Origin of the sequence: Pseudomonas argentinensis (genome assembly GCF_001839655.2) — a bacterium.
Classification (GTDB): Bacteria; Pseudomonadota; Gammaproteobacteria; order Pseudomonadales; family Pseudomonadaceae; genus Aquipseudomonas; species Aquipseudomonas argentinensis_B.
The window spans coordinates 4202892-4227904 of sequence record NZ_CP056087.1 but is presented as its reverse complement, the minus strand read 5'-3'; the positions used below and the strand labels follow the sequence as shown (position 1 = coordinate 4227904).

Below are 25013 nucleotides of genomic sequence, written 5' to 3'. Positions count from 1 at the left end.
TGTCTTACTGCACTTCCACCGCCAGGCTTTCGGCGATCTTCTTGTTCCAGATTGCCGGGCCGGTGATGTGCACCGACTCGCCGTTGCTGTCGACGGCGACGGTAACCGGCATGTCCTTGACCTCGAACTCGTAGATCGCTTCCATGCCCAGCTCGGCGAACGCCAGCACCTTGGACTTCTTGATCGCCTGGGCCACCAGGTAGGCGGCGCCACCGACGGCCATCAGGTACACGGCCTTGTTGTCCTTGATGGCATCGATGGCGGTTGGACCGCGCTCGGATTTGCCGATCATGCCCAACAGGCCGGTCTGCTCGAGGATCTGCCGGGTGAACTTGTCCATCCGCGTGGCGGTGGTCGGGCCAGCCGGGCCAACCACTTCGTCGCCGATCGGGTCGACCGGGCCCACGTAGTAGATGAAGCGGCCTTTCAGGTCGACCGGCAGCTGTTCACCCTTGTTGAGCATCTCGACCATGCGCTTGTGCGCGGCGTCGCGGCCGGTGAGCATCTTGCCGTTGAGCAGGATGGTTTCACCCGGCTTCCAGCTCTGCACGTCTTCCGGGGTCAGAGTGTCGAGGTCGACGCGGCGCGCCGACGGGCCGGCTTCCCAGACGATTTCCGGGTAGGCGTCCAGGGGCGGCGCTTCCAGCTCGGCCGGGCCGCTGCCATCGAGCACGAAGTGGGCGTGGCGAGTGGCGGCGCAGTTGGGGATCATGCACACCGGCAAGGAGGCGGCGTGGGTCGGGTAATCCATGATCTTGACGTCGAGCACGGTGGTCAGGCCGCCCAGGCCCTGGGCGCCGATGCCCAGCTGGTTGACCTTCTCGAACAGCTCCAGACGCAGTTCTTCGATCTTGTTCTGCGGGCCGCGGGCCTGCAGTTCATGGATGTCGATGTGCTCCATGAGTACTTCCTTGGCCATCACCGCGGCCTTTTCGGCGGTACCGCCGATGCCGATGCCGAGCATGCCCGGCGGGCACCAGCCAGCGCCCATGGTCGGCACGGTCTTGAGTACCCAGTCGACAATGGAGTCGGAGGGGTTGAGCATGGCCATCTTCGACTTGTTCTCGGAGCCGCCGCCCTTGGCCGCGACGTCCACTTCCACCTTGTCGCCAGGAACGATGGAGTAGTGGATCACCGCCGGGGTGTTGTCCTTGGTGTTCTTGCGGCTACCTGCCGGGTCGGCCAGGATCGAGGCGCGCAGGACGTTTTCCGGCAGGTTGTAGGCGCGGCGTACGCCTTCGTTGATCATGTCGTCCAGGCTCATGGTGGCGCCGTCCCAGCGCACGTCCATACCCACTTTGACGAATACGGTGACGATGCCGGTGTCCTGGCAGATCGGGCGGTGGCCGGTGGCACACATGCGCGAGTTGATGAGGATCTGCGCCATGGAGTCGCGGGCGGCCGGCGATTCTTCCCTCAGGTAGGCTTCGTGCATCGCCTGGATGAAGTCGACGGGGTGGTAATAGGAGATGAACTGCAGGGCGTCGGCGACGCTCTGGATCAGGTCGTCTTGCTTGATCACGGTCATGTGGGGCGCTCCCTTGTAGGGCAGGAACTTCAAATGCCGGAACGTTGCCGGCGCGTTCTAAAAGGCGCGGCAGTATACCGCGGGGGCGGCGCCCGGGACACCCGTTGAACGGCCGCGATAACTCCATAAGGTCACTAGGGTCTGTTCCCGTTTCAGCGCGAGCCGCGTTGCTGCGAGAAATAGCCTCCGGTTAGGCGCAGGACGCAGGGAATGGTCGTTCCCTTGCCAAGTCCTGCAACGACAGCGGAGGCCATTTCCCGCGCAACCCAAAGGGCCGGGCCAGTTTTTGCGCGATGCGGCGTTACTCGATGGCTCATTTGGCCCGCCAAACTTCGCATCTCGTGCCTTGCCTCGCGCAAAAACTGGCTCCGGCGCGGCCGTGCGTGAAACGGGAACAGACCCTAGGCTTTTTCATGGCGCACGGTTAGAGTGGAGGCCAGTTGCCAGTATGGGAGGGAGCCCATGACCTCCAGCAACCAGCAAATCAATAAAAATACCCTGCAGTGCCTGCTGCTCAAGCGCTTCGGTATGGCCGTGGCCACCTACCTGTCGATCTCCTCCGTCGTACTGGTCGCCTATTCATGCGATCTGTTCAGCGTACCCGGCAGTGCGGTCATCCTGCTGCTGGCCGCCGCCATCAGCAGCCAGATGGCGTTTCTCGGGGTGTTCGTCAGCGGCCGTAACCTGGGCTTCGGCGACCCGAGCCTGACCGAGGTGCAGGTGCTGGTCGCCCTGGGGCTGACCACGGCGCTGGTCGCCATGCTCGATCACGGGCGCGGCACGTTGCTGGTGGTGTATCCCATGTCCATGCTGTTCGGCCTGTTCCAGCTGCGCACCTGGGTGTTCTTTCGCTGTGCGTGCCTGGCCTTCGTCAGCTTCCTGGCCGTCAACCTCTATGAGATCCAGGCGGGTATCACCCGCGACCTCGGCCTGGCGGTGCTGCAGATCTGCGTGCTGGGCCTGGTGCTGGCCTGGCTGAACCTGTTCGCCTGGTACATGCAGCAGATGCGCCAGCGCATGCGCAAACGTCGCTTCGCCCTGCAGGCGCACCAGGAAACCCTGCGTGGCATGATGCGCCAGCTCGAGGACATGGTGGCCACCGACGAACTCACCGGTCTGTACAACCGTCGGCATTTCCTGCGCATGGCCGCCCAGGCGCTGGAGGGCCTGACGCCCCTTCGCCAGCATGGCCTGGCGCTGATCGACCTGGATCACTTCAAGACCATCAATGACCGTTTCGGCCATGCCGCCGGCGACCGTGTGCTGCAGGCCTTCGCCGGCGTCGCCAGCGCCTGCCTGCGCGAGGGCGACATGATCGCCCGCTACGGAGGGGAGGAGTTCGTGTTGCTGATACCCGATACCGATGCCGATTCCTTCCTGGCCTGCTGCGAGCGTCTGCGCATAGCGTTCAGTGAATGCGAGCCGGTTAATGTTAAGGTGCCCAATCTCAGCCTGTCCGTGGGAATGACCCTGGTGACCATGCACGACAATCTCGATGAGGCCCTGCACCGGGCCGACCAGGCGCTCTATGAGGCCAAGCGTAGCGGTCGCAATCGCAGCGCCTCGACCTGGGAGCTGACCGATGCCCCGGCTGCAACTGAGTGATCGCTGCTGGGACGTCGCCCCGGCCTGCAATTTGCTCGACGCGCTGCTCGCCGCCGGTGTGCCGGTGCCCTACAGCTGCCGCGCCGGCAGTTGCCAGGCCTGCCTGGTGCGTTGCGTGGCAGGCGAGCCGCGCGACGCCAAACCCGACGCCCTCGATGCGCCGCGCCGCGAGCAGGGCTGGCGGCTGGCCTGCCAATGCAGCGTGGTCGAACCGCTGCAGGTGGAGGTATTCGACCCGACCCGCGATGCCATGCCGGCACAGGTGCAGGCCGTGGAGTGGCTCAGCGCGCGGGTATTGCGCCTGCGCCTGCAGCCGCAGCTACCCCTGCGTTACCGGGCGGGCCAGCATCTGCTGCTATGGGCCGACGGTATCGCGCGACCTTATTCGCTCGCCTGCCTGCCGGGCGAGGATGCCGGCCTTGAATTTCATATCGACTGTGGCCGGCCCGGCGCCTTCTGCGATGCCGCCCGCCAGCTGCAGGTCGGCGACAGCCTGCATCTGGGCGCGTTGAGCGGCGCAGCACTGCACTACGACCCGGGCTGGCAGGAGCGCCCGCTTTGGCTACTGGGCGCCGGAACCGGCCTGGCCCCCTTGTGGGCGTTGCTGCGCGAGGCGCTGCGCCAGGATCATCGAGGGCCGATCCGCGTCGTGCACCTGGCCAGCACAGGTGCCGAGCATTACCTGGCGGCCCCATTGCTGGCGCTTGCCGAGCGCCACCCACAGCTACAGGTCGAGTTGATCGAGGCGGCCGCCATGCCGGCATTCCTGGCCGCGTTGCGGCCCGCTTCACGGCAGACGGTAGCCTTGCTCTGCGGTGGCCCCGAGACCGTGGAGGCCGTTTCGCGGCGCTTGTACCTGGCCGGTCTGCCGCGCAGCCAGCTACTGAGCGACCTGTTCCTGCCCCACGCCTAAGTGTTCGGCAATGAAAAGGCCCGCATCGATGCGGGCCTTCCTGTTGCTGCGCTGGTCCTCAGACCAGTGCGTCACCGACATGCAGGATCTTCATGCCGTTGGTGCCACCGATGGTGTGGTAGCTGTCGCCCTTGGTGAGGATCACCCAGTCGCCCTGCTCGACGAGGCCGCGCTTGAGCAGCTCGTCCACCGCAGCCTGGCTGACTTCGCCCGGGGGTAGGGCTGCCGGGTCGAAGGGGATGGTGTAGACGCCGCGGAACATGGCCGAGCGCGCCTGGGTGTCGCGGTGCGGGGAGAACGAGTAGATCGGCACCGAGGAGCGAATGCGCGACATGATCAGCGGCGTGTAGCCGCTCTCGGTCAGGGCGATGATCGCCTTCACGCCCGGGAAGTGGTTGGCCGTGTACATGGCCGCCAGGGCAATGCTCTCGTCGCAACGCTCGAAGGTCTTGCCGATGCGGTGGCTGGAGCTCTTGCCGGTGGGGTGACGCTCGGCGCCCAGGCAGATGCGCGCCATGGCCTGCACGGCTTCCAGCGGGTAGGCGCCAGCGGCGCTCTCGGCCGACAGCATGACGGCGTCGGTATAGTCGAGCACGGCGTTGGCTACGTCGGACACTTCGGCACGGGTCGGCATCGGGTTCTGGATCATCGACTCCATCATCTGGGTCGCAACGATCACCGCCTTGTTGTGGCGACGTGCGTGGAGAATGATCTTCTTCTGGATGCCTACCAGCTCGGCGTCACCGATTTCCACACCCAGGTCGCCACGGGCAACCATCACCACGTCGCTGGCCTTGATCAGGCCGTCGAGGGTTTCGTCATTGGCCACCGCTTCGGCGCGCTCGATCTTGGCGACCAGCCAGGCCTTGCCACCGGCTTCGTCACGCAGTTGGCGGGCGTATTCCATGTCCGCTGCATCACGGGGGAAGGACACGGCCAGGTAATCCAGGTCCATTTCCGCCGCCAGCTTGATGTCGGCCTTGTCCTTTTCGGTCAGGGCCGGGGCGGTCAGGCCGCCACCGCGACGGTTGATGCCTTTATGGTCGGACAGCGGGCCGCCGATCAGCACGACGCATTCCAGGGTATCGGGGGTGGTGCTTTCCACGCGCATGACCACGCGACCGTCGTCGAGCAGCAGCTCGTCGCCCACGCCACAATCCTTGACCAGGTCCGGGTAGTCGATGCCGACCACCTGCTGGTTGCCCTCGGTCAGCGGATGGCTGGTGGAGAAGGTGAAGCGGTCACCGACCTGCAGCTCGATACGCTTGTTGGCAAACTTGGCGATACGGATCTTCGGGCCTTGCAGGTCGCCCAGCAGGGCCACGTGGCGGCCGTGCTTGGCGGCGATGTCGCGTACCAGCTGGGCGCGTGCCTTGTGTTCTTCCGGCGTGCCATGGGAGAAGTTCAGACGGGCGACATCCAGCCCAGCCAGGATCAACTTTTCCAGCATCTGCGGCGAGTTGCTGGCTGGGCCGAGGGTGGCGACGATTTTGGTGCGGCGAACGGTCATGCGCGGACTCCTAGATTGAAGCAGACCGCGAGGCTACTACGCCGCCGCGCTGTAGTCATTGTTCCGCTGCACTACTTTTCAGCGGGCAACTTGACCACCAGCAGGTCGCAGTCCACCGATTCGAGCAGGCGCTCGGCGGTGTGGCCGATAAGGATGGTGTCCAGCCGGCCGCGGGCAATGGCGCCCATCACCAGCAGGTCGATTTCATGCTTGCGCACGAAGCGCGGCAGCATGTTTTCCGGGGCACCCTCGAGCAGGTGAGCGGCATCCGGCTCGATGCCATGCTGGCGAATCAGGTCGTCGAAGGCCCTGTGATGCTGCTGGGCATCGTCGTTGACGTATTGCTGGTAGGTGGCCAGCAGCTCGGTGTTGTTGAGCAGGGTGCGCGGTAGCGGCGCGTGGCAATGCACGATATCGGCGTGCATGCCGAGGGCCGTGGCGAGCGCCTGGCTGGTGGCTATCAGATGGTGGTCGAGGGCTGCCGGCTTGTCGTCCTTGTGCAAGGGATCGACGGCGGTGCACAGGTTGTGCCCGCGCCATTCCGCGTGGTGCACCAGCCACAGCGGAAACGGGCAATGGCGCATCAGTTGCCAGCAGCTGTCGGTCAGCAGCAGGCGACGTAGCAGGTTGTTGTGGGCGGCGGATTTGAGTACCAGATCCGGCTGCAGTTGATCGGCGGTTTCCAGTACCGTCTCGTGCAGGCGCTTGCCCCAGCGAACCTCCTGCTCAAGTGCCAGCCCTTCGCGCTGCAGCGGTGCCAGCAGCTCCTGCAGCCAGGTGCCGCGCTGCTCGAGCAGGGCTTCCCGGGCCCTGTTCTGCAGGCTGTTTTCCAGCATGCTGCCATCCAGGGCGGCGCTATACTCGACCAGCAGTACATGCAGGCGCGCCTGGGATCGGCGGGCCAGCCAGGCGGCGCGTTCCAGGGCCGGGTGGCTGGGTTGGCTGGCGTCGATCACGACCAGTAGCTTTTCCAGTTTCATGGGGTCGACCTCGCGAAGTGATTGCCTGGCATTGCAGCCCATCCTCAATGGGCATGCGTTGACCTGCATCAGTCTAGGGTCTGTCGCCGATTGTTCGCCCTCCAACGCAATGCAGCATGTTGCGACTGTTCAGTTTTTCCGGGGCGCGCCGATACGCTGCTCATTGGAGGAGAAACCCATGCGTATTCTGTTGCTGCTGTGCTGTGTGCTGGTCGTTGGCGGGTGCACCCGCATGTCGCTCGACCATCATCTGAACAAGGCCTATCAGGCCTATGACCGGGGCGATTGCGAAGACGCCCTGCTGTATCTGTCCCAGGCCGAGCGCTCGAGCCGATCGCGCAGCTACGTACAACCGGAAATCTCCCTGCTGCGCGGGCAGTGCCTGGAACGCCAGAACCTGTACCTCGATGCGGCGCAGACCTATCAGTTCATCATCGGCCGCTACCCGGCCAGCGAATACGCCTTTCGTGCCCGTGCACGGCTGGAAACCCTGCGTCAGCTCGGCCATCATGGCGCGTCGGAGCCCGCCAAGGTATCGCCTGCCGGAACGCTCTGACGGCATGGAGATATTGACCGGGGGATTGCCGCGATGCGCGCCTGGATAGGCCTTCTATTGTTACCGCACCTGGCCTTCGGGCAGGTGTATCGCTGGGTGGACGAACAGGGGAGGGTGCATTACGGCCAGCAGCCGCAAGGTGCCAATGCCCAGGCCGTCGAGGTTCGCCCGCAGGTCGTCGAACGTGATGCGGCCACCCAGGCGCGTGAGCAGCGCGCCGAGCGCTACTTTCAGGCGCGTCGCGACGAACAGGCCCAGGCGGCCCAGGCCCGCCGCGAACAGCAGGCGCAGCTCGCCAGGGAGTGCGCCCAGTTGCGTGCAGCGCTTGCCTCGATGCCCGAGGGGCGTCGTTACTATCAACCGGTCGCCAATGGCGAACGTCACTATTACAGCGATCAGGAACTGGACGCCGCGCGGGTGCAACTGGGCGGCCAGTTATCAGGCCGTTGTCAATGAGCGCTGGTCAGTTCGCCAGGTAGGCGGCATACTCGACCGACACTCATAGCCTTCTGCCATCATGAACGCCAATCGCCATATCGAGCGGCATCAGCTGCCGTACTACCTGAACGTCTTCAATGCCTTTACCGACAAACCCATCGGTCATCTGGGCAATGTGTCGGCGGACGGCATGATGCTGATCAGCCCGTTGCCGGTACTGGTGGGCGGCTGCTTCGACCTGCGCTTGAAGATTCCCGGTTGCGACGGCTTTCGCTACATCGACTTCACCGCCACCTGCCTGTGGTGCCAGGAAGATGTCACGCCCGGCAGCTTCGATTCGGGCTTCGCCCTCGAAACGCCGCCCGGGGATTACCTCGAGATGGTCGAAGCGCTGCGCTACTACTTCAGCTTCCATCCGCTTGCCGCTTCGGTATGACGGCCTGCCAGGCGTGATCCCACGCCGCCTCGCTGGTTCCGCATATTTTCTTCCTGCCCATGTAAGCCATTACTTACAAGCGCTGTAAGCCATGGTGGTGGTTTTTCGTTGTAAAGCTGGCGATTCCAAAGTTGAGTGATCCAAATTGTTGAAAATAAAGGGTTTATATATTTGACGCGGTCGCGGTGAGCTTGTTGGCATCTGTTGGAAGGGCGTTGTGATACATCCGTGGGTCGTTAATATCTGAACCGTGCTTAGGGACAAGCGCAGGTCGTCAGGGACAATGACCAGGACATCGCGGGACGCGATTCATCAGGATGATGAGTTGGGAGTTTCAGGGAATAGGGACAAAAGAGTGGGCGGGTAAAACCGCCCCTTTTTTTTGCCCGCAGAAAAGTTTCGGCGGCGCTGCCTGGTGAACGTAGGCCCTAGCCACTTCAGCCAGGCGCCCATAAAAAATGCCGCTCCCTCTCGGGTAGCGGCATTTTCGCTCGCGGCCGGTGCCGCCTCGCTCAGCGCTCGAGGTGCTGCAGCTTGTCTTTCACACCATCCCACTCTTCGGCATCGGGCAGGGCGTCTTTGCGCTCGGTGATGTTCGGCCAGACTTCCGCCAGCTCGGCGTTGAGCTCGATGTATTCCTGCATGCCATCGGGTATCTCGTCTTCGGAGAAGATGGCCTGCGCCGGGCACTCGGGCTCGCAGAGCGCGCAGTCGATGCACTCATCCGGGTGGATCACCAGGAAGTTCGGGCCCTCGTAGAAGCAGTCCACCGGACAGACTTCCACGCAGTCGGTGTACTTGCACTTGATGCAGTTGTCGGTGACGACGAAGGTCATTTTTAGTTTTCTCCTCGGGCTACGGCAGCGAGCGGTTTCTCAACAGGCCGCTCTCAGGCTCTGGAATGGGCTTGCGGGCCAGGCTAAAGGCTGCAGCGCTCCCGGAGCGCGCGGGATTCTATCAGCTAGTTGGCGCTGGCGTTAGACCCGCGCCTTCCATGCATATAACAGTTCGAGTGCCTGGCGCGGGCTAAGGTCATCCGGATTGACCAGCTGCAGCTCCTCCAACACGGGGTGCGGCAGGCTGGCGAACAGATCGCTCTGCATCGGTGCGGCGGATTTTCCGGCGCCCTGCGGCGGCAGATCATGGGGCAGGCTGGTGGTTTCCAGGCGCGCCAGGTGCTCGCGGGCACGCAGGATTACCGGGCCCGGCACGCCGGCCAGTTGCGCCACCGCTAGACCGTAGCTCTGGCTCGCCGGGCCGGGCAGCACGTGGTGCAGGAATACGATGCGCTCGTTGTGCTCGGTGGCGTTGAGGTGCACGTTGGCCACCGCCGGCTGGCTTTCCGGCAGTACGGTCAGCTCGAAGTAATGGGTGGCGAACAGCGTGTAGGCACGCAGGCTGGCGAGCTGTTCGGCAGCGGCCCAGGCCAGCGACAGGCCGTCGAAGGTACTGGTACCACGGCCCACTTCGTCCATCAGCACCAGGCTGCGGTCGCTGGCGTTGTGCAGGATGTTGGCGGTCTCGCTCATCTCCACCATGAAGGTCGAGCGGCCACCGGCCAGGTCGTCGCTGGAGCCGATACGGGTGAAGATGCGGTCGACCATCGACAGCTCGCAGCGCGCCGCCGGCACGAAGCTGCCGATATGGGCGAGCAGCACGATCAAGGCGGTCTGGCGCATGTAGGTCGACTTACCGCCCATGTTCGGGCCGGTGATGATCAGCATCCGCGTGGCATCGTCGAGCTTCAGGTCATTGGCGACGAACGGCGTGGTCAGCACCTGCTCGACCACCGGGTGGCGGCCCTGCTCGATCAGCATGCACGGCTCGTCGACGAAGCGCGGGCGATTGAGGTCCAGGTTCAGGGCGCGCTCGGCCAGGTTGCTCAGCACGTCCAGTTCGGCCAGCGCCGCGGCGCTGTCCTGCAGCGGGCCGAGGTGACCGATCAGGCGCTCCAGCAGTGCTTCATAGAGCTGCTTTTCCCGGGCCAGCGCGCGGCTCTTGGCTGACAGCGCCTTGTCTTCGAACTCCTTCAGCTCGGGGGTGATGAAGCGCTCGGCGCCCTTGAGGGTCTGGCGACGGATGTAGTCGGCCGGCGCCGACTCGGCCTGCTTGCTCGGCAGCTCGATGAAGTAACCGTGCACGCGGTTGTAGCCGACCTTGAGATTGGCCAGGCCGGTGCGGGCCTTCTCGCGGGCTTCCAGGTCCATCAGATACTGGCCGGCGTTCTCGCTCAGCGACTGCAGCTCGTCGAGTTCGGCGTCGTAGCCGGTCTTCAGCACGCCGCCATCGCGAATCACCGCCGGCGGGTTGTCGATGATCGCCGTCGAGAGCAGTTCGGCCAGCTCCGGGTAGGTACTGATGGCGCCGGCCAGCGTCCCCAGGTGGGCGCAGTCGAGTTGCGCCATGGCCTGCTGCAGCTCGGGCAGGGCGGCGAGTGCGTCACGCAGGCGCGCCAGATCCCGCGGGCGCGCGTTACGCAGGCCGATACGGGCGAGGATGCGTTCCAGGTCGCCGATTTCCTTGAGCTGCGGCTGCAGGGTTTCGAAGCGGTAGCGGTCCAGCAGGCAGGCGATCGACTCCTGGCGCGCTTCGAGCACCGCGCGGTCGCGCAGCGGGCGGTTCAGCCAGCGGCCGAGCAGGCGGCTGCCCATGGCGGTCTGGCAGCGGTCGACCACCGATTGCAGGGTGTTGTCGCGGCCGCCAGCGAGGTTGACGTCCAGCTCCAGGTTGCGGCGGCTGGCACCGTCGAGGATCACCGTGTCGTCGATGCGCTCATGGCGCAGGCTGCGCAGGTGGGGCAGGGCGGTGCGCTGGGTCTCCTTGGCATAGGCCAGCAGGCAGCCGGCCGCGCCGATCGCCAAGGTCAGGGTTTCGCAGCCGAAGCCCTTGAGATCCTGGGTGCCGAATTGCTGGCACAGGCTCTTCTGCGCGGTGTCGCGCTCGAAGTCCCAGGGCGCGCGGCGACGCGAGCCGCGGCGCTTCTCGGCCGGCAACCCCTGGGGCCAGTCATCGGGGATCAGCAGCTCGGCCGGGTTGAGGCGCTCGAGTTCGGCCAGCAGGTTTTCCCAGCCTTTTATTTCCAGCACGCTGAAGCGGCCGCTGGTGATGTCCAGCACGGCGAGGCCGAACAGGCGCTCGTCGCCCAGTACGGCGGCCAGCAGGTTGTCGCGGTGCTCGTCGAGCAGGGCTTCATCGCTGATGGTGCCGGGGGTAATGATGCGCACCACCTGGCGCTCCACCGGGCCCTTGCTGGTGGCCGGGTCGCCGATCTGCTCGCAGATCACCACCGATTCGCCGAGCTTGACCAGTTTGGCCAGATAACCCTCGACCGAGTGAAACGGAATGCCGCACATCGGAATCGACTGGCCCGCCGACTGCCCGCGGGCGGTCAGGGTGATGTCCAGCAGCTTGGCGGCTTTCCTGGCGTCCTCGTAGAAGATCTCGTAGAAGTCACCCATGCGATAGAACATCAGCTGGTCCGGGTGCTGGTTCTTCAGTCTCCAGTACTGCTGCATCATGGGCGTATGACTGGAAAGGTCGCTTTGGCTCATCGTGTCGAGTGTCCGGCTGAATCGCAAAAGCGCGTAGTGTACGGTATCGACACCCCCCGCTTTAACCCCGGAGCGCAGATGAATATCGATGATCGGCCCATCACCGGGCTCGCTGCCCGTCTCGGCCAGGCACTGCTGGCCAAGGGCGCCCAGGTCAGCACCGCCGAATCCTGTACCGGCGGCGGCATAGCCGAGGCCATTACCCGTGTCGCCGGCAGTTCGGCCTGGTTCGAGGCCGGCTTCGTGACCTACTCCAATACCCAGAAAACCCGCCAGCTGGGCGTGCCCGAGGCGCACTTCGCCCGCGTGGGCGCGGTCAGTCGCGAGGTGGTCGAGGCCATGGTGCGGGGCGCCCAGGGGCAGAGTGGCGCGCGCTACGCCACGGCAGTCAGCGGCGTGGCCGGGCCGGGCGGCGGTAGCTTGGAGAAGCCGGTCGGCACCGTGTGGATCGCCTGGGGCGATGGCGACACGCTGTTCAGCCGGCGCTTCCAGTTCCCCGGTGACCGCGATGCGGTGCGCCGGCAAACCGTGGAAGCCGCGCTGCAGGGACTATTGCGACTACTGGTCGAAGAAAATCCTGCTGCGGGGTAGGCGAGTGCCGAACCCTGTGGAATAATACTGTCTACTTATACAGTTATTGGCCGTCAGGCCCTTCTGATCACGTGAGGAATACAATGGACGAGAACAAGAAGCGCGCGTTGGCGGCTGCCCTGGGCCAGATCGAGAAACAGTTCGGCAAGGGCGCGGTCATGCGCATGGGCGATCACGACCGTCAGGCCATTCCGGCCATTTCCACCGGCTCCCTGGGCCTGGATATCGCGCTGGGCATTGGCGGCCTGCCGAAAGGTCGTATCGTGGAAATCTACGGCCCGGAATCCTCGGGTAAGACCACCCTGACCCTGCAGGTCATCGCCGAAGCGCAGAGGGCCGGTGCCACCTGCGCCTTCGTCGACGCCGAGCACGCGCTGGACCCCGACTACGCCGGCAAGCTGGGCGTCAACGTCGACGACCTGCTGGTCTCGCAGCCGGATACCGGCGAGCAGGCCCTGGAAATCACCGACATGCTGGTGCGCTCCAACGCCATCGACGTGATCATCGTCGACTCCGTGGCGGCTCTGGTGCCGAAGGCGGAAATCGAGGGTGAAATGGGCGACATGCACGTCGGCCTGCAGGCGCGTCTGATGAGCCAGGCGCTGCGCAAGATCACCGGTAACATTAAGAACGCCAACTGCCTGGTGATCTTCATCAACCAGATCCGCATGAAGATCGGCGTGATGTTCGGCAGCCCGGAAACCACCACCGGTGGTAACGCCCTGAAGTTCTACGCCTCGGTTCGCCTCGACATCCGCCGTACCGGCGCGGTGAAGGAAGGCGACGAGGTGGTCGGCAGCGAAACCCGCGTAAAGGTGGTGAAGAACAAGGTCGCTCCGCCGTTCCGCCAGGCCGAGTTCCAGATCCTCTACGGCAAGGGTATCTACCGCAACGGCGAGATCATCGACCTCGGTGTGCAGCAGGGCCTGGTCGAGAAATCCGGCGCCTGGTACAGCTACAAGGGCAACAAGATCGGTCAGGGCAAGGCCAACGCCGCCAAGTTCCTGGAAGACAATCAGGAAGTGGCCCGCGAGATCGAAGGGCAGATTCGCGACAAGCTGCTGGTGGTATCTGGCCCGGCTGCCAAAGCCAATGCCACGGCTGATGACCTGGTGGATACCGAAGCCGACTTCTGATGCCCGCTGTCCTGGATAACGCTGCGGCGGTGCGCCATGCCGCCATGGATCTGCTGGCGCGCCGTGAGCATGGTCGTGTCGAGCTGGCGCGCAAGCTGCGCCAGCGCGGGGCCAGCGATGAGCACATCGAGACCGCCCTCGATCACCTCAGCGAAGAAGGGCTGTTGTCCGAGGCGCGTTATCTGGAGAGTTTCATCAGTTATCGCGCGCGCTCGGGTTTCGGCCCGCAGCGCATCCGCGATGATCTTTCCCAGCGCGGCCTGGCGCGAGCGGATATCGACCAGGCGCTGCGTGACAGCGGTATCGATTGGCGTGAAGGCCTGCGAGAAACCTGGCAACGCAAGTTTGCCGGCGAGCTTCCGGGCGAGGCTCGCGAGCGGGCCAGGCAGATGCGGTTTCTGGTGTATCGCGGTTACCCGATGGATCTGGTCGGTCAGCTGCTGCGTGGCGCCTTCGACGACTGACCCACAGCCCCAGCCATTCCGGTTGAACCGCCCGGTTCGCCGTCCCTGACGCCAGGCGTTTCTTTCCCTCAGCTCAGCCAATGCTCAGGCTGGTTGATCACGTCGAGCAATTCCCGTAGCCGTCCGGCATTACGTCCGCTGAAGGCGAACAGCAGCCTGGGCAGCTTGTGCAACTCGGCGCCGTCGACGAGTTCCTCACCGGCTGGTTGCTGCTGGATGTCGCCGTGCTTGCACAGATCGCTGAACTGCAGGTTCAGCTGGGCCAGTGCGGCTTCGCTGAGCGCATGGCGCATGCGCACCACGAACTGGTCCTTCAGCCAGCGGCTGGAATGGTAGTTGGCGTAGAAGCGATCGATTTCCTGGGCGGCCGACTCGGCATCGTGCACCAGGCGCATCAGGTTCATGTCGCTGGCCAGGATATAGCCGTTGCTGTCCAGGTTCTGCTGGATGTAATCGAGCAGGCCCTGCCAGAAGGTACCATCCGGTTCGTCGAGCAGGATCACCGGCACCAGCGGGCTCTTGCCGGTCTGGATCAGGGTGATGACTTCCAGGGCTTCATCCAGGGTGCCGAAGCCGCCAGGGCAGAGCACCAGGGCATCGGCTTCCTTGACGAAGAACAGCTTGCGCAGGAAGAAGAAATGAAAGGACAGCAGGTTGCCGCTGCCTTGCATGACCGCATTGGCGGATTGCTCGAAGGGCAGGGTGATATTGAAGCCCAGGCTGTGGTCGCGCCCCGCGCCTTCGTGGGCGGCGGCCATGATGCCACCACCGGCGCCGGTGATCACCATCAGGTCATGGCGGGCCAGGGTCTTGCCCAGTTCCCGGGCCAGGGCGTAGACCGGATGACCGGGCTGGGTGCGCGCCGAGCCGAACACGGTGACCTTGCGGCGATGGCGGAAGCGCTCGAGCATGGCAAAGGCGCGTTCCAGTTCGCGCAGGGTCTGCAGCATGATCTTGGCGTCCCAGCGGTTGCGGTCAGCCTGGGCCATGCGCGCGACGGTGGCGAGCATTTCCCGGTACAGCGCAACGTTGGCGCTGCCGGCGGGGGTTATCCGCGCTGCCAGGTCGTCCAGGTCGGCTGCCAGCGCATCGCCGCTTGCAGGCAGGTCGCCGTTCCCGTGATCGTCCATTGCGCTACTCCTTATGCGTCAATGCCCCGAGTTTTAGCACAGTCCAGTGACTTACAGACGGCAGTCGACCTTGTTGAATCGCTCGGTGGTGATGGGGCGGTTGCTCTGGATCTCGCTGAACTCATAGCGCAGCACCGCGCCGCTGGCCAGCAGCTTGCGAAACCCCGGGTTGCTGCACACGCTGTTGGTCAGTTGGGCGCGAACCGTATCGGGGTTGCCGCGCATCTGCGAGGCGTGCGAGGGGCGCACGCTGAGGTGATTGATCAGCTCGTTGCCTTCGACGCTGTAGCCGCGGTCGAGAATGTCCTCGTTGATGGCCCGTGGCGTACCGGCGCTGCTTTCCTTGGCCACTTTTTCCAGCGTCTTGGTGAGCTCGTAATCCTTGAGCGACGCGGCGTGAGCGGCTGGCAGGAGCAGGCTGGCGAGGATAACGGATAGGGCGATGCGCTGCATGGGCAGACTCCTGAAGGCAGTGAGCGGTAATAGACCGGGTGCTGCTGGTTATGTTCGTTCTGGCGAATCAAGTCGACAACCGATGATCGATGTTACCAAGCTTGCGGTCGGTGCGGCGTGCCTATTGAGCGGCACTGCCGGCCTGCCCCTGGTAGACTACGCGCCCCTCCTGCCGGGCGGTTCGCCAGCCATGTATTCCCCTGCTTTTCATTGCGTGATTTCGACCAAACCGAGCGTGCGCCCATGAGCCACGCCGTTCACGCATTGCGCGCCGCGCGCCTGGCGCGCAGCGTCAAACCGTTTCTGGCCAGGGGCTCGCGGGCGGCGCGCTGCCCGGACTGCCGCCTGGCCGCCAGCCATTGCCTGTGCGCGTGGAAGCCGCAGGTGTCCGCACGCTCGGGGGTGTGCCTGGTGATGCACGATGTCGAGGCGCTGAAACCGAGCAATACCGGCTGGTTGATCGCCGACGTGGTGGCCGATACCTCGGCCTTCGGCTGGTCACGGACCGAAGTCGATCCGGCGCTGCCGGCCCTGCTCGATGACGCGCAATGGCAACCCTATCTGGTGTTTCCTGGCGAGTATGCCGAGCCCGAGCGGGTGGTGACCTGCGTGGAGCCGACGACGGGCAAGCGGCCGCTGTTCGTGCTGCTCGATGCAACCTGGACCCAGGCACGCAAGATGTTTCGCAAGAGCCCGTATCTGGACGGCCTGCCGGTCCTCAGTCTGCAGCCGGAGGCGCTGTCGCGCTATCGGCTACGGCGCTCCAAGCGTGACGATCACCTGTGCACCGCCGAGGTCGCGGCCATGTGCCTGGAGCTGGCCGGCGACGAGCGTGCCGCCGATGGGCTGAACGCCTACCTGGATGTGTTCAGCGAGCATTACCTGGCCTCCAAGGCGCCCCGTGCCGTGGATCTCGGCGATGCTCTGCACGAACGCCTCAAGCCCTTTCTGTAAGCGCGGCAGGTTTTGGCCACAGCTGGGCGAGCAGCATGCCGGCGAACATCAGCGCGCAGCCGAGGTAGCCACGCGAGGACAGGGATTCGCCCAGCAGCAGGGCGCCGGCAATGGCGGCGAACACCGCCTCCAGGGACAGGATGATCGCCGCGTGGGAGGCGATTGCATGCTTCTGGGCGATCACTTGCAAGGTGAAGCCCACCGCCACGCCAAACAGGCCGCCATAGAGGATCGCCGGTAGCGCCTGGATGATCTCGGCGCCGGGCAGGTGCTCGAAGACCAGGGCCAGGGCGAGGCTGATCAGCGCGCAGCTGATGAATTGCACCAGGGCCAGTACCAGGGCGTCGTGGCGGGCGGCGAACACGCCCACCAGCAGCACGTGGATGCCCCACACGAAGGCGCCGGCCAGCTGCAGCAGGTCGCCAGGGGCGACGTGGAAGCCCTCGCCGACGCTGAGCAGGAACATGCCGACCACCGCCAGGGAGGCGCCCAGCCAGATACCCAGCCCGGTCTTGTGGCCGAGCAGCAGGCCGAGCAGGGGCACCACGATCACATAGAGGCCGGTGATGAAGCCCGAGTTGGTGACGCTGGTGAACAGCAGGCCGACCTGCTGCAGGTTGATGCCCAGCGCCAGTACCGCGCCCATCAGGCCGCCGCCGAGCAGCAGCGGGCGGCTGATGGGCGAGGCCGGTTGCGCGCGGCGGCGGCGCAGCAGCATGACCACCGGCAACAGGACCACTACCGCCAGGGCGAAACGCAGGCCGCTGTACAGGAACGGCCCGATGGCATCCATCCCCAGCCGCTGGGCGACAAAGGACGAGCCCCAGATCATCGCGGTGACCAGCATCAGCAGATCGGCGCGCAGCGCGTGGTTGGCCATGGTGGTGAGCTCCCTGCAAAAGGGCGCAGACTTTGCCGCAAAGCGCTGTGCTTGACCACCCCGCCTGCGCTCGGCATGCTGGTGGGCGCCGTACGTCATGCTGTCAGGCAGATGGGGTCTGCAGCACGGTATGCCTATAAAAAGAACAGGATCTGCCATGGTCGCTTACGAAATCCTGATAGCCGATGATCATCCACTGTTTCGCAGCGCGCTGCAGCAGGCCCTGACGATGGGCCTCGGTTCCGGCGTGCGGTTGGTGGAAGTCGCCAGCATCGCCGAGCTGGAAGCCCGGCTGGCCGAGAAGACCGACTGGGATCTGGTCCTGCTCGATCTCAATATGCCCGGCGCCTACGGCTTCTCCGGGCTGGTGCTGCTACGGGGGCAGTACCCGCAGCTTCCGGTGGTGATGATCTCCGCCCAGGAAGAAGCGGCCGTGGTGGTACGCGCCCGCGAATTCGGCGCCAGCGGTTTCATTCCCAAGTCCAGCTCGCTGGAAGTGCTGCAGCAGGCCGTGCGCCAGGTGCTGGAAGGCGAAGTCTGGTGGCCACCGCAAAGCGAGGAGGCGGTCAGCCTGTCCTCCGAGGCGAAAGCCGCCAGCGCCGGGCTGGCCAGCCTCACGCCCCAGCAGTTTCGCGTGCTGACCATGGTCTGCGAAGGTCTGTTGAACAAGCAGATCGCCTATGAGCTGAGCGTCTCCGAAGCGACGGTCAAGGCCCACGTCACGGCCATCTTCCGCAAGCTGGGGGTACGCACCCGTACCCAGGCGGCGCTGCTGTTGCAGCAGCTGGAGTCCGTGCCGGCTGCCTGATCGCAGCTTTGCCCCGTGGATTTCACGGGATTTTCACGGTGCGCTCGCGTACCCTGCGCGCCTTTCCCTGTCATAGCTCACTGCCCATGTCGCCGTTCAAAGGACAAACCGGTCTCAAGCGTATTCTCAATGCCGCAGGCTATTCGCTCGATGGCCTGCGCGCCGCCTTTACCGGCGAAGCGGCGTTCCGCCAGCTGATGCTGCTCAACCTGGTGCTGATTCCGATCACGCTGCTGCTCGATGTCAGTCGGGCGGAGCGGGCCCTGATGGTGGCCGTCTGCCTGCTGGCGCTGATCGTCGAGCTGCTCAATTCGGCGGTCGAAGCGGCGATCGATCGTATTTCCCTCGACCTGCATCCGCTGTCCAAGACCGCCAAGGACATGGGCAGCGCTGCCCAGCTGGTGGCCCTGACGCTGATCGCCAGCGTCTGGGCGATCATCCTGCTTGGCTAGGGTCTGTTGACGTTTCAGCGCGAGGCGCGTTGCCGCGAAAAATCTCGGCAGGCCGGGCGGCGATCCGCTAGGCGGAGGACGCAGGGAATGCTGTTCCCTTTCAAGCCCTCCAGCAGAGCCTAGCGCACTTCGGGCAGCACGATCTCGTCGCTGCGCCGGATACCGGCGGTCAGCGCCCGGCACATGTCGAGAAACTCGCGCATGGCGGCGGTCTGGTACTTCTGCCGGTGCCAGATGAAATAGAACTGCCGGCGCAGATCCAGATCCGGGGTCTCCACCGGTACCAGGCTGCCACGGCGAAAGGCGTCGCGCAGCGCCAGCCGGGAAATGCAACTGATGCCCAGGCCGGATTCCACGGCGCGCTTGATCGCCTCGGTGTGTTCCAGTTCGAGGCGTACGTTGAGGGCATCGGAATGGTGACGCATGGCCTGGTCGAAGGTCAGGCGCGTGCCGGAGCCCTGCTCACGCAGTATCCAGTCTTCGCCGCTCAATTCGCGAATGCCGGCATGCCCGCGTTTCGCCAGGGGGTGGTGTGGCGCGCAGAACACCACCAGTTCGTCCTCGACCCAGCTTTGCACCTCGATGTCCGGGTGATTGCAGTCGCCCTCGATCAGACCCAGATCAATTTCGTAATGGGCCACCTGCTGCACGATATGCGCGGTGTTCTGCACGTGCAGTTTCACCTGGCTTTCCGGATGCACCTTCATGAAGCCGCCAATCAGCAGGGTAGCCAGGTAATTGCCGATGGTCAGGGTGGCGCCGACGGCGAGCGAGCCGAAGCCTGATTTGCCGTTGAGCAGGTCTTCGATTTCCTTGGCCTGGTCGAGCAGGGCGACCGCCTGGGGCAATAACTGGCGGCCCATGGCGTTGAGGCTCAAGCGCTTGCCGGCGCGATCGAACAGCTGGCAGCTGGACTGTCGCTCCAGCTCGCTGATCGAAGTGCTGGCCGCCGACTGCGACAGGGCCAGCTGCGAGGCCGCCCTGGAGACGCTCTCCTGCTGGGCAACGGCGACGAATACCTGGAGTTGACGCAGCGTGAATCGCATATCTATATAACCGATAACCCATATCTTGATAATTCATTTAACAGATATTCTGGCCGCGATTAGAATGCCGCGCAATTGCGCTTACGAATCAGCGCGCCCGACGTATTCAGGAGCCCCGTACATGAGCAACATGAACCACGAACGCGTTCTGAGTGTTCACCACTGGAATGACACGCTGTTCAGCTTCAAGTGCACCCGCGACCCGGGTCTGCGCTTCGAGAATGGCCAGTTCGTGATGATCGGCCTGCAGCAGGAAAACGGCCGTCCGCTCATGCGTGCTTACTCCATCGCCAGTCCCAATTGGGAGGAGCACCTGGAGTTCTTCAGCATCAAGGTGCCCGATGGCCCGCTGACCTCGCAGCTGCAGCACCTCAAGGAAGGCGACGAGGTGATCATCAGCAAGAAGCCCACCGGCACCCTGGTGCTCGACGACCTCAACCCCGGCAAGCACCTGTACCTGCTCAGCACCGGCACCGGCCTGGCGCCGTTCATGAGCGTGATCCAGGACCCGGAAACCTATGAGCGCTTCGAGAAGGTGATCCTGGTGCACGGCGTGCGCTACGTCAACGAAGTGGCCTACCGCGAGTTCATCACCGAGCACCTGCCGCAGAACGAGTTCTTCGGCGACGCGCTGAAGGAAAAGCTGATCTATTACCCCACCGTGACCCGCGAGCCGTTCGAGAACCAGGGCCGCCTGACCGACCTGATGCGCAGCGGCAAACTGTTCGCCGACATCGGCCTGCCACCGATCAACCCCCAAGACGACCGCGCGATGATCTGTGGCAGCCCGAGCATGCTCGACGAAACCAGCGAAGTGCTCGACAGCTTCGGCCTGAAGATTTCCCCGCGTATGCGCGAGCCGGGTGATTACCTGATCGAGCGCGCCTTCGTCGAGAAGTAAGTTAGGAGCAGCTGCGCGTCGGCCCTGCTGCGTTGAAACCGGAATAAAAATGCTCATAACAGTACACTCCGCTTTTTATTCCGGTTTCGCCTTGCAGGACTCTAGCTCGCAAGCTCCTTGAGTCAGTAAAAACCGGATCGTCTTTAGGCACTCCGGTTTTTTTGTGCCCAGATCACAGGCATAAAAAACGGGAGCCAAGGCTCCCGTTTTCTACACACTGCTCCCAATCACTCTTCCATTTGCGACTGCAGGTAGTTCTGCAGACCAACAGCCTTGATGAGGCTGAGTTGGGTTTCCAGCCAGTCGATATGCTCTTCCTCGGACTCGAGGATGTCTTCGAGCAGTTCGCGGCTGGCGTAGTCGCCGACGCTTTCGCAGTAGGCGATGGCTGCTTTCAGGTCGATGTGGGCCTTGTGCTCGATCCGCAGGTCGCACTCGAGCATTTCCTGGGTGTTCTCACCGATCAGGATCTTGCCCAGGTCCTGCAGGTTCGGCAGGCCTTCGAGGAACAGGATGCGCTTGATCAGCTTGTCCGCGTGTTTCATCTCGTCGATGGACTCGTGGTACTCATGCTTGCCCAACTTGGTCAGGCCCCAGTCTTCGTACATGCGGGCGTGCAGAAAGTACTGGTTGATCGCGACCAGCTCGTTGCCGAGGATCTTGTTCAAGTGCTGAATTACTGTCTTGTCGCCTTTCATGATGAAGCCCCGTCCTGCCTGGAATTGAGTAACCGATGGCGAATTCTGGGCTTGCCAAATACGGCTGTCAAACGTAAGTTATTGAAATATAAGTGAAAATAAATATAAATGAGAGTGTTTAAGTTGTGCGTCTTGGCGCTAACTCATTGAATTTCAGGCATAAAAAAACCGGATACGAGATCCGGTTCTTGAAAAAATAGCTTATTCAAGCCGCAACATAATTTCCCGGGTAGGCCATCGCTACCTGACTTTGCTGCACTTCCCCAGGGTTTCACGTACCACCTGCTTGGCCAGGCATGCACATTTGCCACACTGACTGGCAACGCCCAGCGTTTCACGGACTTCACGGTAGCTGCAGCAACCTTCATAGATCGCTTCGCGGATCTGACCGTCGGTGACACCTTCGCAGAGGCAGACATACATAGGCTTGGCCCGTCGCTTGGCTGAGACTGATGGCGAAGGATACTAATGTTAATGAGAATGCGTGTCAAAGATAAACCGACTCCCGATTGGCACAATTTCTCGACTTTCGATGAGCGGCGATTCGTCACCTCACCCATTGGCCGGCGCTACCTGTGCCATGGGCCGAGCAACAAAAAGCCGGCTCACGACCGTAATGCTGTTCAGTTAAGAAAAAACGCCGCTTTGCCAAGATGGAAAGCGGCGTTTGTTTGGGTTTCCAGCCCGATACAGTGATAGTTGTACTTACTGTAGGGTGTGCTCGCCGAAGGCAGTACGCCGTGACAGGCGGGCAGCAGGCTTGTGCAGGTGAGTCGTCTCCGGGCGGCGGACTGTTTCGTAGGCTACGAGCGGCCGGCGTCCCGGTCCGCCCTACGCAGCCGCATTGGGAGAATTTATAAGGTCGCCAAGGTCGAGCAATTGCCGCTCAATGGGCATGAAAAATCCGATGCCAGGGAACTGGTATCGGATTTTCTGGTTGGCTCAAATGCTTAAGTGAACAGCATTAGGCTCACGAGCCGCTTTTTCGGGGCTGGGCGGAGCTTAGGCGATTTGCGTGCACAGCCCTTCCTCGAGCCCGAGCATGATGTTCAGGTTCTGCACCGCGGCCCCCGAGGCACCCTTGCCCAGGTTGTCGAGCTTGGCCACCAGCAGCGCCTGTTGGCCGCTACCCGCACCGAACACCTGCAGCTCGGCGCGGTTGCTGCCGCTCAGGCCGTGGGGCGTGATGAAGGGGGCCGTGTCGGCCGCGATCTCGTTGTAAGGCTGCACCTGAACGAACTGCTCGCCCTGGTAATAGGCGCTCAGTGCCTGGTGCAGCTCGGCACCGTTGGCCCCCTGCAGGGGTATCATCACCAGCATGCCCTGATCGTAGCTACCGACCGCCGGCTGGAAGATCGGGCGAGCTTCGAGACCGCTCCAGTGCTGGATTTCCGGGATGTGCTTGTGATCGAAGCCCAGGCCGTAGGCGGCGTAGACCGGCGCACCTTCGCCCTCGTAGCGTTCGACCATCTTGGTGCCGCCACCGGTGTAGCCGGACACGGCGTTGATGCACAGCTCGCGATCCGCGGTCAGCAGCCCGGCATTGATCAGCGGGCGCAGCAGCAGGATGGCGCCGGTGGCATAGCAGCCCGGGTTGCTGACGGCGCGGGCCTGGGCGATGGCTTCGCGTTGGCCCTTGGCCAGTTCGGCCATGCCGAACACCCAGTCGCTGGCCGTGCGGTGCGCGGAGCTGGCGTCGAGTACCCGGCAGCCCACTTCACGGGCCTGGGCGGCGGTTTCCTTGGCCGCATCGTCGGGCAGGCACAACACGGTGACGTCGACCGAACGCATCAGTTCGAGCTTGGCCTCTACGTCGCGGCGCTTGTCGTGGTCGATGGTGACCACCTCGATCTGCGGGTGGCTGGCCAGGCGCTGGCGGATCTGCAGGCCGGTGGTGCCGGCCTGGCCGTCGATGAAGATCTGGTATTTTTTCATGGCATTCACTCGTCGAAGTCTTCCCAGCCGCCCATTTCCTTCCATCGATTGACGATGCCGCAGAACAGCTCGGCGGTCTTCTCGGTGTCATAGCGGGCGGAGTGGGCTTCACGGCCATCGAACTCGATACCGGCGGCCTGGCAGGCCTTGGCAAGCACGGTCTGGCCGTAGGCGAGGCCGGCCAGGCTGGCGGTGTCGAAGCTGGAGAAGGGGTGGAAGGGATTGCGCTTGAGGTCGCAGCGGGCGACCGCGGCGTTCAGGAAGCCCAGGTCGAAGCTGCTGTTGTGGCCGACCAGAATGGCGCGCTTGCAGCCGTTGGCCTTCAGGGACTTGCGCAGGCCACGGAAGATTTCGGTCAGCGCATGCTCTTCGCTCACCGCCATGCGCAGCGGGTGGTCGAGCTTGATGCCGGTGAAATCCAGCGCCGCCTGTTCGATATTGGCGCCTTCGAACGGCTCGACCCGAAAAAAATGGGTGTGGTCCGGGTACAGGAAGCCACCTTCGTCCATGCCAATGGTGGTCGCGGCGATTTCCAGCAGCGCGTCGGTGGCGCTGTTGAAACCACCGGTCTCGACGTCCACCACCACCGGCAGATAACCGCGAAAGCGCGCGGCCATCGGATGGCGCGGGGCGCCGCTGCTCGGTTGATCCTGATCGTCTTCGTAGAGTTCTTCGCTCATCGACCCGCCTCCAGCAAGCGCCAGCGCAGGGTTTCGCCAGCGCGTAGCGGAATCACCGTCTGCTCGCCGAACGGCAGGCTGGCCGGTGCCACCCAGGATTCACGCACCAGGGTGATGGTGTCGGTATTGCGTGGCAGGCCGTAGAAGTCCGGGCCGAAGTGGCTGGCGAAGCCTTCCAGCTTGTCCAGCGCGCCGCGCTCCTCGAAAGCCTCGGCGTACAGCTCGATGGCGGCATAGGCGGTGTAGCAACCGGCGCAGCCACAGGCGTTTTCCTTGGCGTGCCTGGCGTGGGGTGCCGAGTCGGTGCCGAGGAAGAACTTCGGGCTGCCGCTGGTGGCGGCCTCCAGCAGTGCCTGCTGATGGGTGTTGCGCTTGAGGATCGGCAGGCAATAGAAGTGCGGCCGGATACCGCCCACTAGCATGTGGTTGCGGTTGTACAGCAGGTGCTGGGCGGTGATGGTGGCGCCAACGTTGGCCGGTGCTTCCCTGACGAACTGCGCGGCATCGGCGGTGGTGATGTGCTCGAACACCACCTTGAGCGTCGGAAAACGCTCGACGACGCGGCACAGGTGCTCGTCGATAAAGGCTTTCTCGCGGTCGAAGACGTCGATTTCCGCGCGGGTCACCTCGCCGTGCACCAGCAGCGGCAAGCCGGTTTCCGCCAGAGCTTCCAGGGCACCGGTGATGTTGTCCAGGCTGGTGACGCCGGAGTCGGAATTGGTGGTCGCGCCCGCCGGGTACATCTTCGCCGCATACACGTAGCCGCTGGCCTTGGCGGCGCGAATGTCCTCTGCCGTGGTGCGGTCGGTGAGGTACAGCACCATTAGCGGCTGGAACTGGCTGCCAGCCGGCCGTGCGGCAAGAATGCGCTGGCGATAGTCACCTGCTTCGGCGGCGTTGCGCACCGGCGGCACCAGGTTGGGCATGATGATCGCGCGGGCGAAGGTGCGGGCCACATCGCCAACGGTGTGCGACAGTACGGCGCCGTCGCGCAGGTGAATGTGCCAGTCGTCGGGACGCAGCAGGGTGATGCGGTCGGTCATTGAGGCTTCCAGGCGGGGCGAAACATGCCTGGAATGCTACCGGAAAAGGGCGGCGGGGGCACGCCGCAGATAGGTAGGGTCTGTTGCCGTTTGACGCACGGCCGCGCCGGAGCCCGTTTTGTCACGAGGCAAGGGCCGCGCCCGCTCCCGGCGGGCTTGCGGCATTTCCCACATCCATGTGGGTCACACAGCCGCGAAGTTTAGCTGGCTAAATGAGCCGGCGAGAAACGCCGCATCGTGACAAAACGGACCCGGCCCTACGGGTGGGGCCGCCTAGGTTGCGCGAGAAATCTCGCCATGCGTCGTTGGAGGACTTGGCAAGGGA

The 25013-nt window shown here is 63.8% G+C and carries 25 protein-coding genes and 1 pseudogene; 12 read left to right on the top strand and 14 right to left on the bottom strand.

What is annotated here, in order from left to right; all coding sequences use genetic code 11:
- Window positions 1-4 precede the first annotated feature (4 nt).
- Window positions 5-1528 (bottom strand): fumarate hydratase, encoded by a 1524-nt coding sequence (locus SA190iCDA_RS19100; protein ID WP_070885608.1) that lies wholly within the window; start codon window positions 1526-1528, stop codon window positions 5-7.
- 462 nt (window positions 1529-1990) lie between these two features.
- On the opposite strand from SA190iCDA_RS19100, the gene SA190iCDA_RS19095 reads away from it, so the two are divergent.
- Both SA190iCDA_RS19095 and SA190iCDA_RS19090 read left to right on the top strand, forming a co-directional pair.
- Window positions 1991-3133, top strand: a complete 1143-nt coding sequence (locus SA190iCDA_RS19095) for a sensor domain-containing diguanylate cyclase (protein ID WP_070885607.1) — start codon at window positions 1991-1993, stop codon at window positions 3131-3133.
- On the top strand, window positions 3111-4046 hold the full coding sequence (locus SA190iCDA_RS19090; protein ID WP_070885606.1) for an iron-sulfur-binding ferredoxin reductase: 936 nt from the start codon (window positions 3111-3113) through the stop codon (window positions 4044-4046). The genes SA190iCDA_RS19095 and SA190iCDA_RS19090 overlap by 23 nt, the downstream gene beginning before the upstream one ends.
- Window positions 4047-4104: 58 nt before the next feature.
- Here the strand turns inward: SA190iCDA_RS19090 and pyk are convergent, their stop codons facing one another.
- Both pyk and SA190iCDA_RS19080 read right to left on the bottom strand, forming a co-directional pair.
- Window positions 4105-5556 (bottom strand): pyruvate kinase, encoded by a 1452-nt coding sequence (gene pyk / locus SA190iCDA_RS19085; RefSeq protein ID WP_070885605.1) that lies wholly within the window; start codon window positions 5554-5556, stop codon window positions 4105-4107.
- 71 nt (window positions 5557-5627) lie between these two features.
- Complete coding sequence (locus SA190iCDA_RS19080; RefSeq protein ID WP_070885604.1) at window positions 5628-6536, bottom strand: universal stress protein; 909 nt, start codon at window positions 6534-6536, stop codon at window positions 5628-5630.
- Between the two features lie 178 nt (window positions 6537-6714).
- Between SA190iCDA_RS19080 and SA190iCDA_RS19075 the strand changes: the two genes are divergently transcribed.
- The 3 genes from SA190iCDA_RS19075 to SA190iCDA_RS19065 all read left to right on the top strand — a co-directional run bounded on the left by SA190iCDA_RS19075 (window position 6715) and on the right by SA190iCDA_RS19065 (window position 7966).
- Window positions 6715-7092, top strand: a complete 378-nt coding sequence (locus tag SA190iCDA_RS19075; protein WP_070885603.1) for a tetratricopeptide repeat protein — start codon at window positions 6715-6717, stop codon at window positions 7090-7092.
- Window positions 7093-7125: 33 nt separating this feature from the next.
- Window positions 7126-7548: a DUF4124 domain-containing protein gene (locus SA190iCDA_RS19070; RefSeq protein WP_070885602.1), complete on the top strand. Its 423-nt coding sequence runs from the start codon at window positions 7126-7128 to the stop codon at window positions 7546-7548.
- 61 nt (window positions 7549-7609) lie between these two features.
- The gene (locus SA190iCDA_RS19065; RefSeq protein ID WP_070885601.1) at window positions 7610-7966 is read left to right on the top strand and encodes a PilZ domain-containing protein; all 357 of its coding nucleotides are present in this window, start codon (window positions 7610-7612) and stop codon (window positions 7964-7966) included.
- A 512-nt stretch (window positions 7967-8478) separates the two neighbouring features.
- Here the strand turns inward: SA190iCDA_RS19065 and fdxA are convergent.
- Both fdxA and mutS read right to left on the bottom strand, forming a co-directional pair.
- A complete protein-coding gene (gene fdxA / locus SA190iCDA_RS19060; RefSeq protein WP_070885600.1) occupies window positions 8479-8802 on the bottom strand; it encodes a ferredoxin FdxA in 324 nt (107 codons plus the stop codon).
- Between the two features lie 141 nt (window positions 8803-8943).
- Window positions 8944-11517, bottom strand: a complete 2574-nt coding sequence (gene mutS, locus SA190iCDA_RS19055) for a DNA mismatch repair protein MutS (protein WP_083329780.1) — start codon at window positions 11515-11517, stop codon at window positions 8944-8946.
- Window positions 11518-11595: 78 nt separating this feature from the next.
- Between mutS and SA190iCDA_RS19050 the strand changes: the two genes are divergently transcribed.
- From SA190iCDA_RS19050 to recX, 3 genes are all read left to right on the top strand, one after another.
- The gene (locus tag SA190iCDA_RS19050; RefSeq protein WP_070885598.1) at window positions 11596-12108 is read left to right on the top strand and encodes a CinA family protein; all 513 of its coding nucleotides are present in this window, start codon (window positions 11596-11598) and stop codon (window positions 12106-12108) included.
- A gap of 83 nt (window positions 12109-12191) precedes the next feature.
- Window positions 12192-13244: a recombinase RecA gene (gene recA, locus SA190iCDA_RS19045; RefSeq protein ID WP_070885597.1), complete on the top strand. Its 1053-nt coding sequence runs from the start codon at window positions 12192-12194 to the stop codon at window positions 13242-13244.
- Window positions 13244-13708: a recombination regulator RecX gene (recX, locus tag SA190iCDA_RS19040; protein WP_070885596.1), complete on the top strand. Its 465-nt coding sequence runs from the start codon at window positions 13244-13246 to the stop codon at window positions 13706-13708. Before recA ends, recX begins: the two co-directional genes overlap by 1 nt.
- A 68-nt stretch (window positions 13709-13776) precedes the next feature.
- Here recX and SA190iCDA_RS19035 read toward each other — a convergent pair whose 3' ends face one another.
- A complete protein-coding gene (locus tag SA190iCDA_RS19035) occupies window positions 13777-14838 on the bottom strand; it encodes an LOG family protein (protein ID WP_070885595.1) in 1062 nt (353 codons plus the stop codon).
- Window positions 14839-14889: 51 nt separating this feature from the next.
- Window positions 14890-15291, bottom strand: coding sequence for a quorum-sensing-regulated virulence factor family protein (locus tag SA190iCDA_RS19030; RefSeq protein ID WP_070885594.1), 402 nt, complete (start codon window positions 15289-15291; stop codon window positions 14890-14892).
- Window positions 15292-15534: 243 nt separating this feature from the next.
- On the opposite strand from SA190iCDA_RS19030, the gene SA190iCDA_RS19025 reads away from it, so the two are divergent.
- Window positions 15535-16245, top strand: a complete 711-nt coding sequence (locus SA190iCDA_RS19025) for a tRNA-uridine aminocarboxypropyltransferase (RefSeq protein ID WP_070885593.1) — start codon at window positions 15535-15537, stop codon at window positions 16243-16245.
- On the opposite strand, the gene SA190iCDA_RS19020 is transcribed toward SA190iCDA_RS19025, so the two are convergent.
- Window positions 16229-17125 carry a DMT family transporter gene (locus tag SA190iCDA_RS19020; protein WP_070885592.1) on the bottom strand — a complete coding sequence of 299 codons (897 nt, stop codon included), beginning with the start codon at window positions 17123-17125 and terminating at the stop codon, window positions 16229-16231. The genes SA190iCDA_RS19025 and SA190iCDA_RS19020 overlap by 17 nt on opposite strands.
- 157 nt (window positions 17126-17282) lie before the next feature.
- Between SA190iCDA_RS19020 and erdR the strand changes: the two genes are divergently transcribed.
- Window positions 17283-17933 (top strand): response regulator transcription factor ErdR, encoded by a 651-nt coding sequence (erdR, locus tag SA190iCDA_RS19015; RefSeq protein ID WP_070885591.1) that lies wholly within the window; start codon window positions 17283-17285, stop codon window positions 17931-17933.
- A gap of 80 nt (window positions 17934-18013) precedes the next feature.
- Complete coding sequence (locus SA190iCDA_RS19010; RefSeq protein ID WP_170833943.1) at window positions 18014-18385, top strand: diacylglycerol kinase; 372 nt, start codon at window positions 18014-18016, stop codon at window positions 18383-18385.
- A gap of 119 nt (window positions 18386-18504) precedes the next feature.
- Here the strand turns inward: SA190iCDA_RS19010 and SA190iCDA_RS19005 are convergent, their stop codons facing one another.
- The gene (locus SA190iCDA_RS19005) at window positions 18505-19431 is read right to left on the bottom strand and encodes a LysR family transcriptional regulator (RefSeq protein WP_070885589.1); all 927 of its coding nucleotides are present in this window, start codon (window positions 19429-19431) and stop codon (window positions 18505-18507) included.
- Between the two features lie 121 nt (window positions 19432-19552).
- On the opposite strand from SA190iCDA_RS19005, the gene fpr reads away from it, so the two are divergent.
- The gene (gene fpr / locus SA190iCDA_RS19000) at window positions 19553-20332 is read left to right on the top strand and encodes a ferredoxin-NADP reductase (RefSeq protein WP_070885588.1); all 780 of its coding nucleotides are present in this window, start codon (window positions 19553-19555) and stop codon (window positions 20330-20332) included.
- Window positions 20333-20559: 227 nt separating this feature from the next.
- Here fpr and bfr read toward each other — a convergent pair whose 3' ends face one another.
- The 5 genes and pseudogenes from bfr to pyrC form a co-directional block, all read right to left on the bottom strand.
- Window positions 20560-21030, bottom strand: a complete 471-nt coding sequence (bfr, locus tag SA190iCDA_RS18995) for a bacterioferritin (protein ID WP_042552039.1) — start codon at window positions 21028-21030, stop codon at window positions 20560-20562.
- Window positions 21031-21235: 205 nt separating this feature from the next.
- Window positions 21236-21453 (bottom strand): annotated as a pseudogene (locus tag SA190iCDA_RS18990) (bacterioferritin-associated ferredoxin).
- A gap of 579 nt (window positions 21454-22032) precedes the next feature.
- The gene (gene argC, locus SA190iCDA_RS18985) at window positions 22033-22965 is read right to left on the bottom strand and encodes an N-acetyl-gamma-glutamyl-phosphate reductase (protein ID WP_070885774.1); all 933 of its coding nucleotides are present in this window, start codon (window positions 22963-22965) and stop codon (window positions 22033-22035) included.
- Window positions 22966-22970: 5 nt separating this feature from the next.
- The gene (gene rnt, locus SA190iCDA_RS18980; RefSeq protein WP_070885587.1) at window positions 22971-23645 is read right to left on the bottom strand and encodes a ribonuclease T; all 675 of its coding nucleotides are present in this window, start codon (window positions 23643-23645) and stop codon (window positions 22971-22973) included.
- Window positions 23642-24688, bottom strand: coding sequence for a dihydroorotase (gene pyrC / locus SA190iCDA_RS18975; protein ID WP_070885586.1), 1047 nt, complete (start codon window positions 24686-24688; stop codon window positions 23642-23644). The genes rnt and pyrC overlap by 4 nt, the downstream gene beginning before the upstream one ends.
- Between the last annotated feature and the right edge of the window lie 325 nt (window positions 24689-25013).

Bases quoted from the DNA above. Each gene is read 5' to 3' on its own strand.
- SA190iCDA_RS19030 (WP_070885594.1), bottom strand. From the start codon at position 15,291: ATGCAGCGCATCGCCCTATCCGTTATCCTCGCCAGCCTGCTCCTGCCA.
- SA190iCDA_RS19080 (WP_070885604.1), bottom strand. From the start codon at position 6,536: ATGAAACTGGAAAAGCTACTGGTCGTGATCGACGCCAGCCAACCCAGC.
- SA190iCDA_RS19050 (WP_070885598.1), top strand. From the start codon at position 11,596: ATGAATATCGATGATCGGCCCATCACCGGGCTCGCTGCCCGTCTCGGC.
- SA190iCDA_RS19005 (WP_070885589.1), bottom strand. From the start codon at position 19,431: ATGCGATTCACGCTGCGTCAACTCCAGGTATTCGTCGCCGTTGCCCAG.
- SA190iCDA_RS19065 (WP_070885601.1), top strand. From the start codon at position 7,610: ATGAACGCCAATCGCCATATCGAGCGGCATCAGCTGCCGTACTACCTG.
- SA190iCDA_RS19025 (WP_070885593.1), top strand. From the start codon at position 15,535: ATGAGCCACGCCGTTCACGCATTGCGCGCCGCGCGCCTGGCGCGCAGC.
- SA190iCDA_RS19075 (WP_070885603.1), top strand. From the start codon at position 6,715: ATGCGTATTCTGTTGCTGCTGTGCTGTGTGCTGGTCGTTGGCGGGTGC.
- pyk (WP_070885605.1), bottom strand. From the start codon at position 5,556: ATGACCGTTCGCCGCACCAAAATCGTCGCCACCCTCGGCCCAGCCAGC.
- SA190iCDA_RS19020 (WP_070885592.1), bottom strand. From the start codon at position 17,125: ATGGCCAACCACGCGCTGCGCGCCGATCTGCTGATGCTGGTCACCGCG.
- bfr (WP_042552039.1), bottom strand. From the start codon at position 21,030: ATGAAAGGCGACAAGACAGTAATTCAGCACTTGAACAAGATCCTCGGC.
- SA190iCDA_RS19095 (WP_070885607.1), top strand. From the start codon at position 1,991: ATGACCTCCAGCAACCAGCAAATCAATAAAAATACCCTGCAGTGCCTG.
- SA190iCDA_RS19100 (WP_070885608.1), bottom strand. From the start codon at position 1,528: ATGACCGTGATCAAGCAAGACGACCTGATCCAGAGCGTCGCCGACGCC.
- pyrC (WP_070885586.1), bottom strand. From the start codon at position 24,688: ATGACCGACCGCATCACCCTGCTGCGTCCCGACGACTGGCACATTCAC.
- mutS (WP_083329780.1), bottom strand. From the start codon at position 11,517: ATGAGCCAAAGCGACCTTTCCAGTCATACGCCCATGATGCAGCAGTAC.
- SA190iCDA_RS19070 (WP_070885602.1), top strand. From the start codon at position 7,126: ATGCGCGCCTGGATAGGCCTTCTATTGTTACCGCACCTGGCCTTCGGG.
- fpr (WP_070885588.1), top strand. From the start codon at position 19,553: ATGAGCAACATGAACCACGAACGCGTTCTGAGTGTTCACCACTGGAAT.
- recA (WP_070885597.1), top strand. From the start codon at position 12,192: ATGGACGAGAACAAGAAGCGCGCGTTGGCGGCTGCCCTGGGCCAGATC.
- recX (WP_070885596.1), top strand. From the start codon at position 13,244: ATGCCCGCTGTCCTGGATAACGCTGCGGCGGTGCGCCATGCCGCCATG.
- erdR (WP_070885591.1), top strand. From the start codon at position 17,283: ATGGTCGCTTACGAAATCCTGATAGCCGATGATCATCCACTGTTTCGC.
- SA190iCDA_RS19035 (WP_070885595.1), bottom strand. From the start codon at position 14,838: ATGGACGATCACGGGAACGGCGACCTGCCTGCAAGCGGCGATGCGCTG.
- SA190iCDA_RS19090 (WP_070885606.1), top strand. From the start codon at position 3,111: ATGCCCCGGCTGCAACTGAGTGATCGCTGCTGGGACGTCGCCCCGGCC.
- fdxA (WP_070885600.1), bottom strand. From the start codon at position 8,802: ATGACCTTCGTCGTCACCGACAACTGCATCAAGTGCAAGTACACCGAC.
- rnt (WP_070885587.1), bottom strand. From the start codon at position 23,645: ATGAGCGAAGAACTCTACGAAGACGATCAGGATCAACCGAGCAGCGGC.
- argC (WP_070885774.1), bottom strand. From the start codon at position 22,965: ATGAAAAAATACCAGATCTTCATCGACGGCCAGGCCGGCACCACCGGC.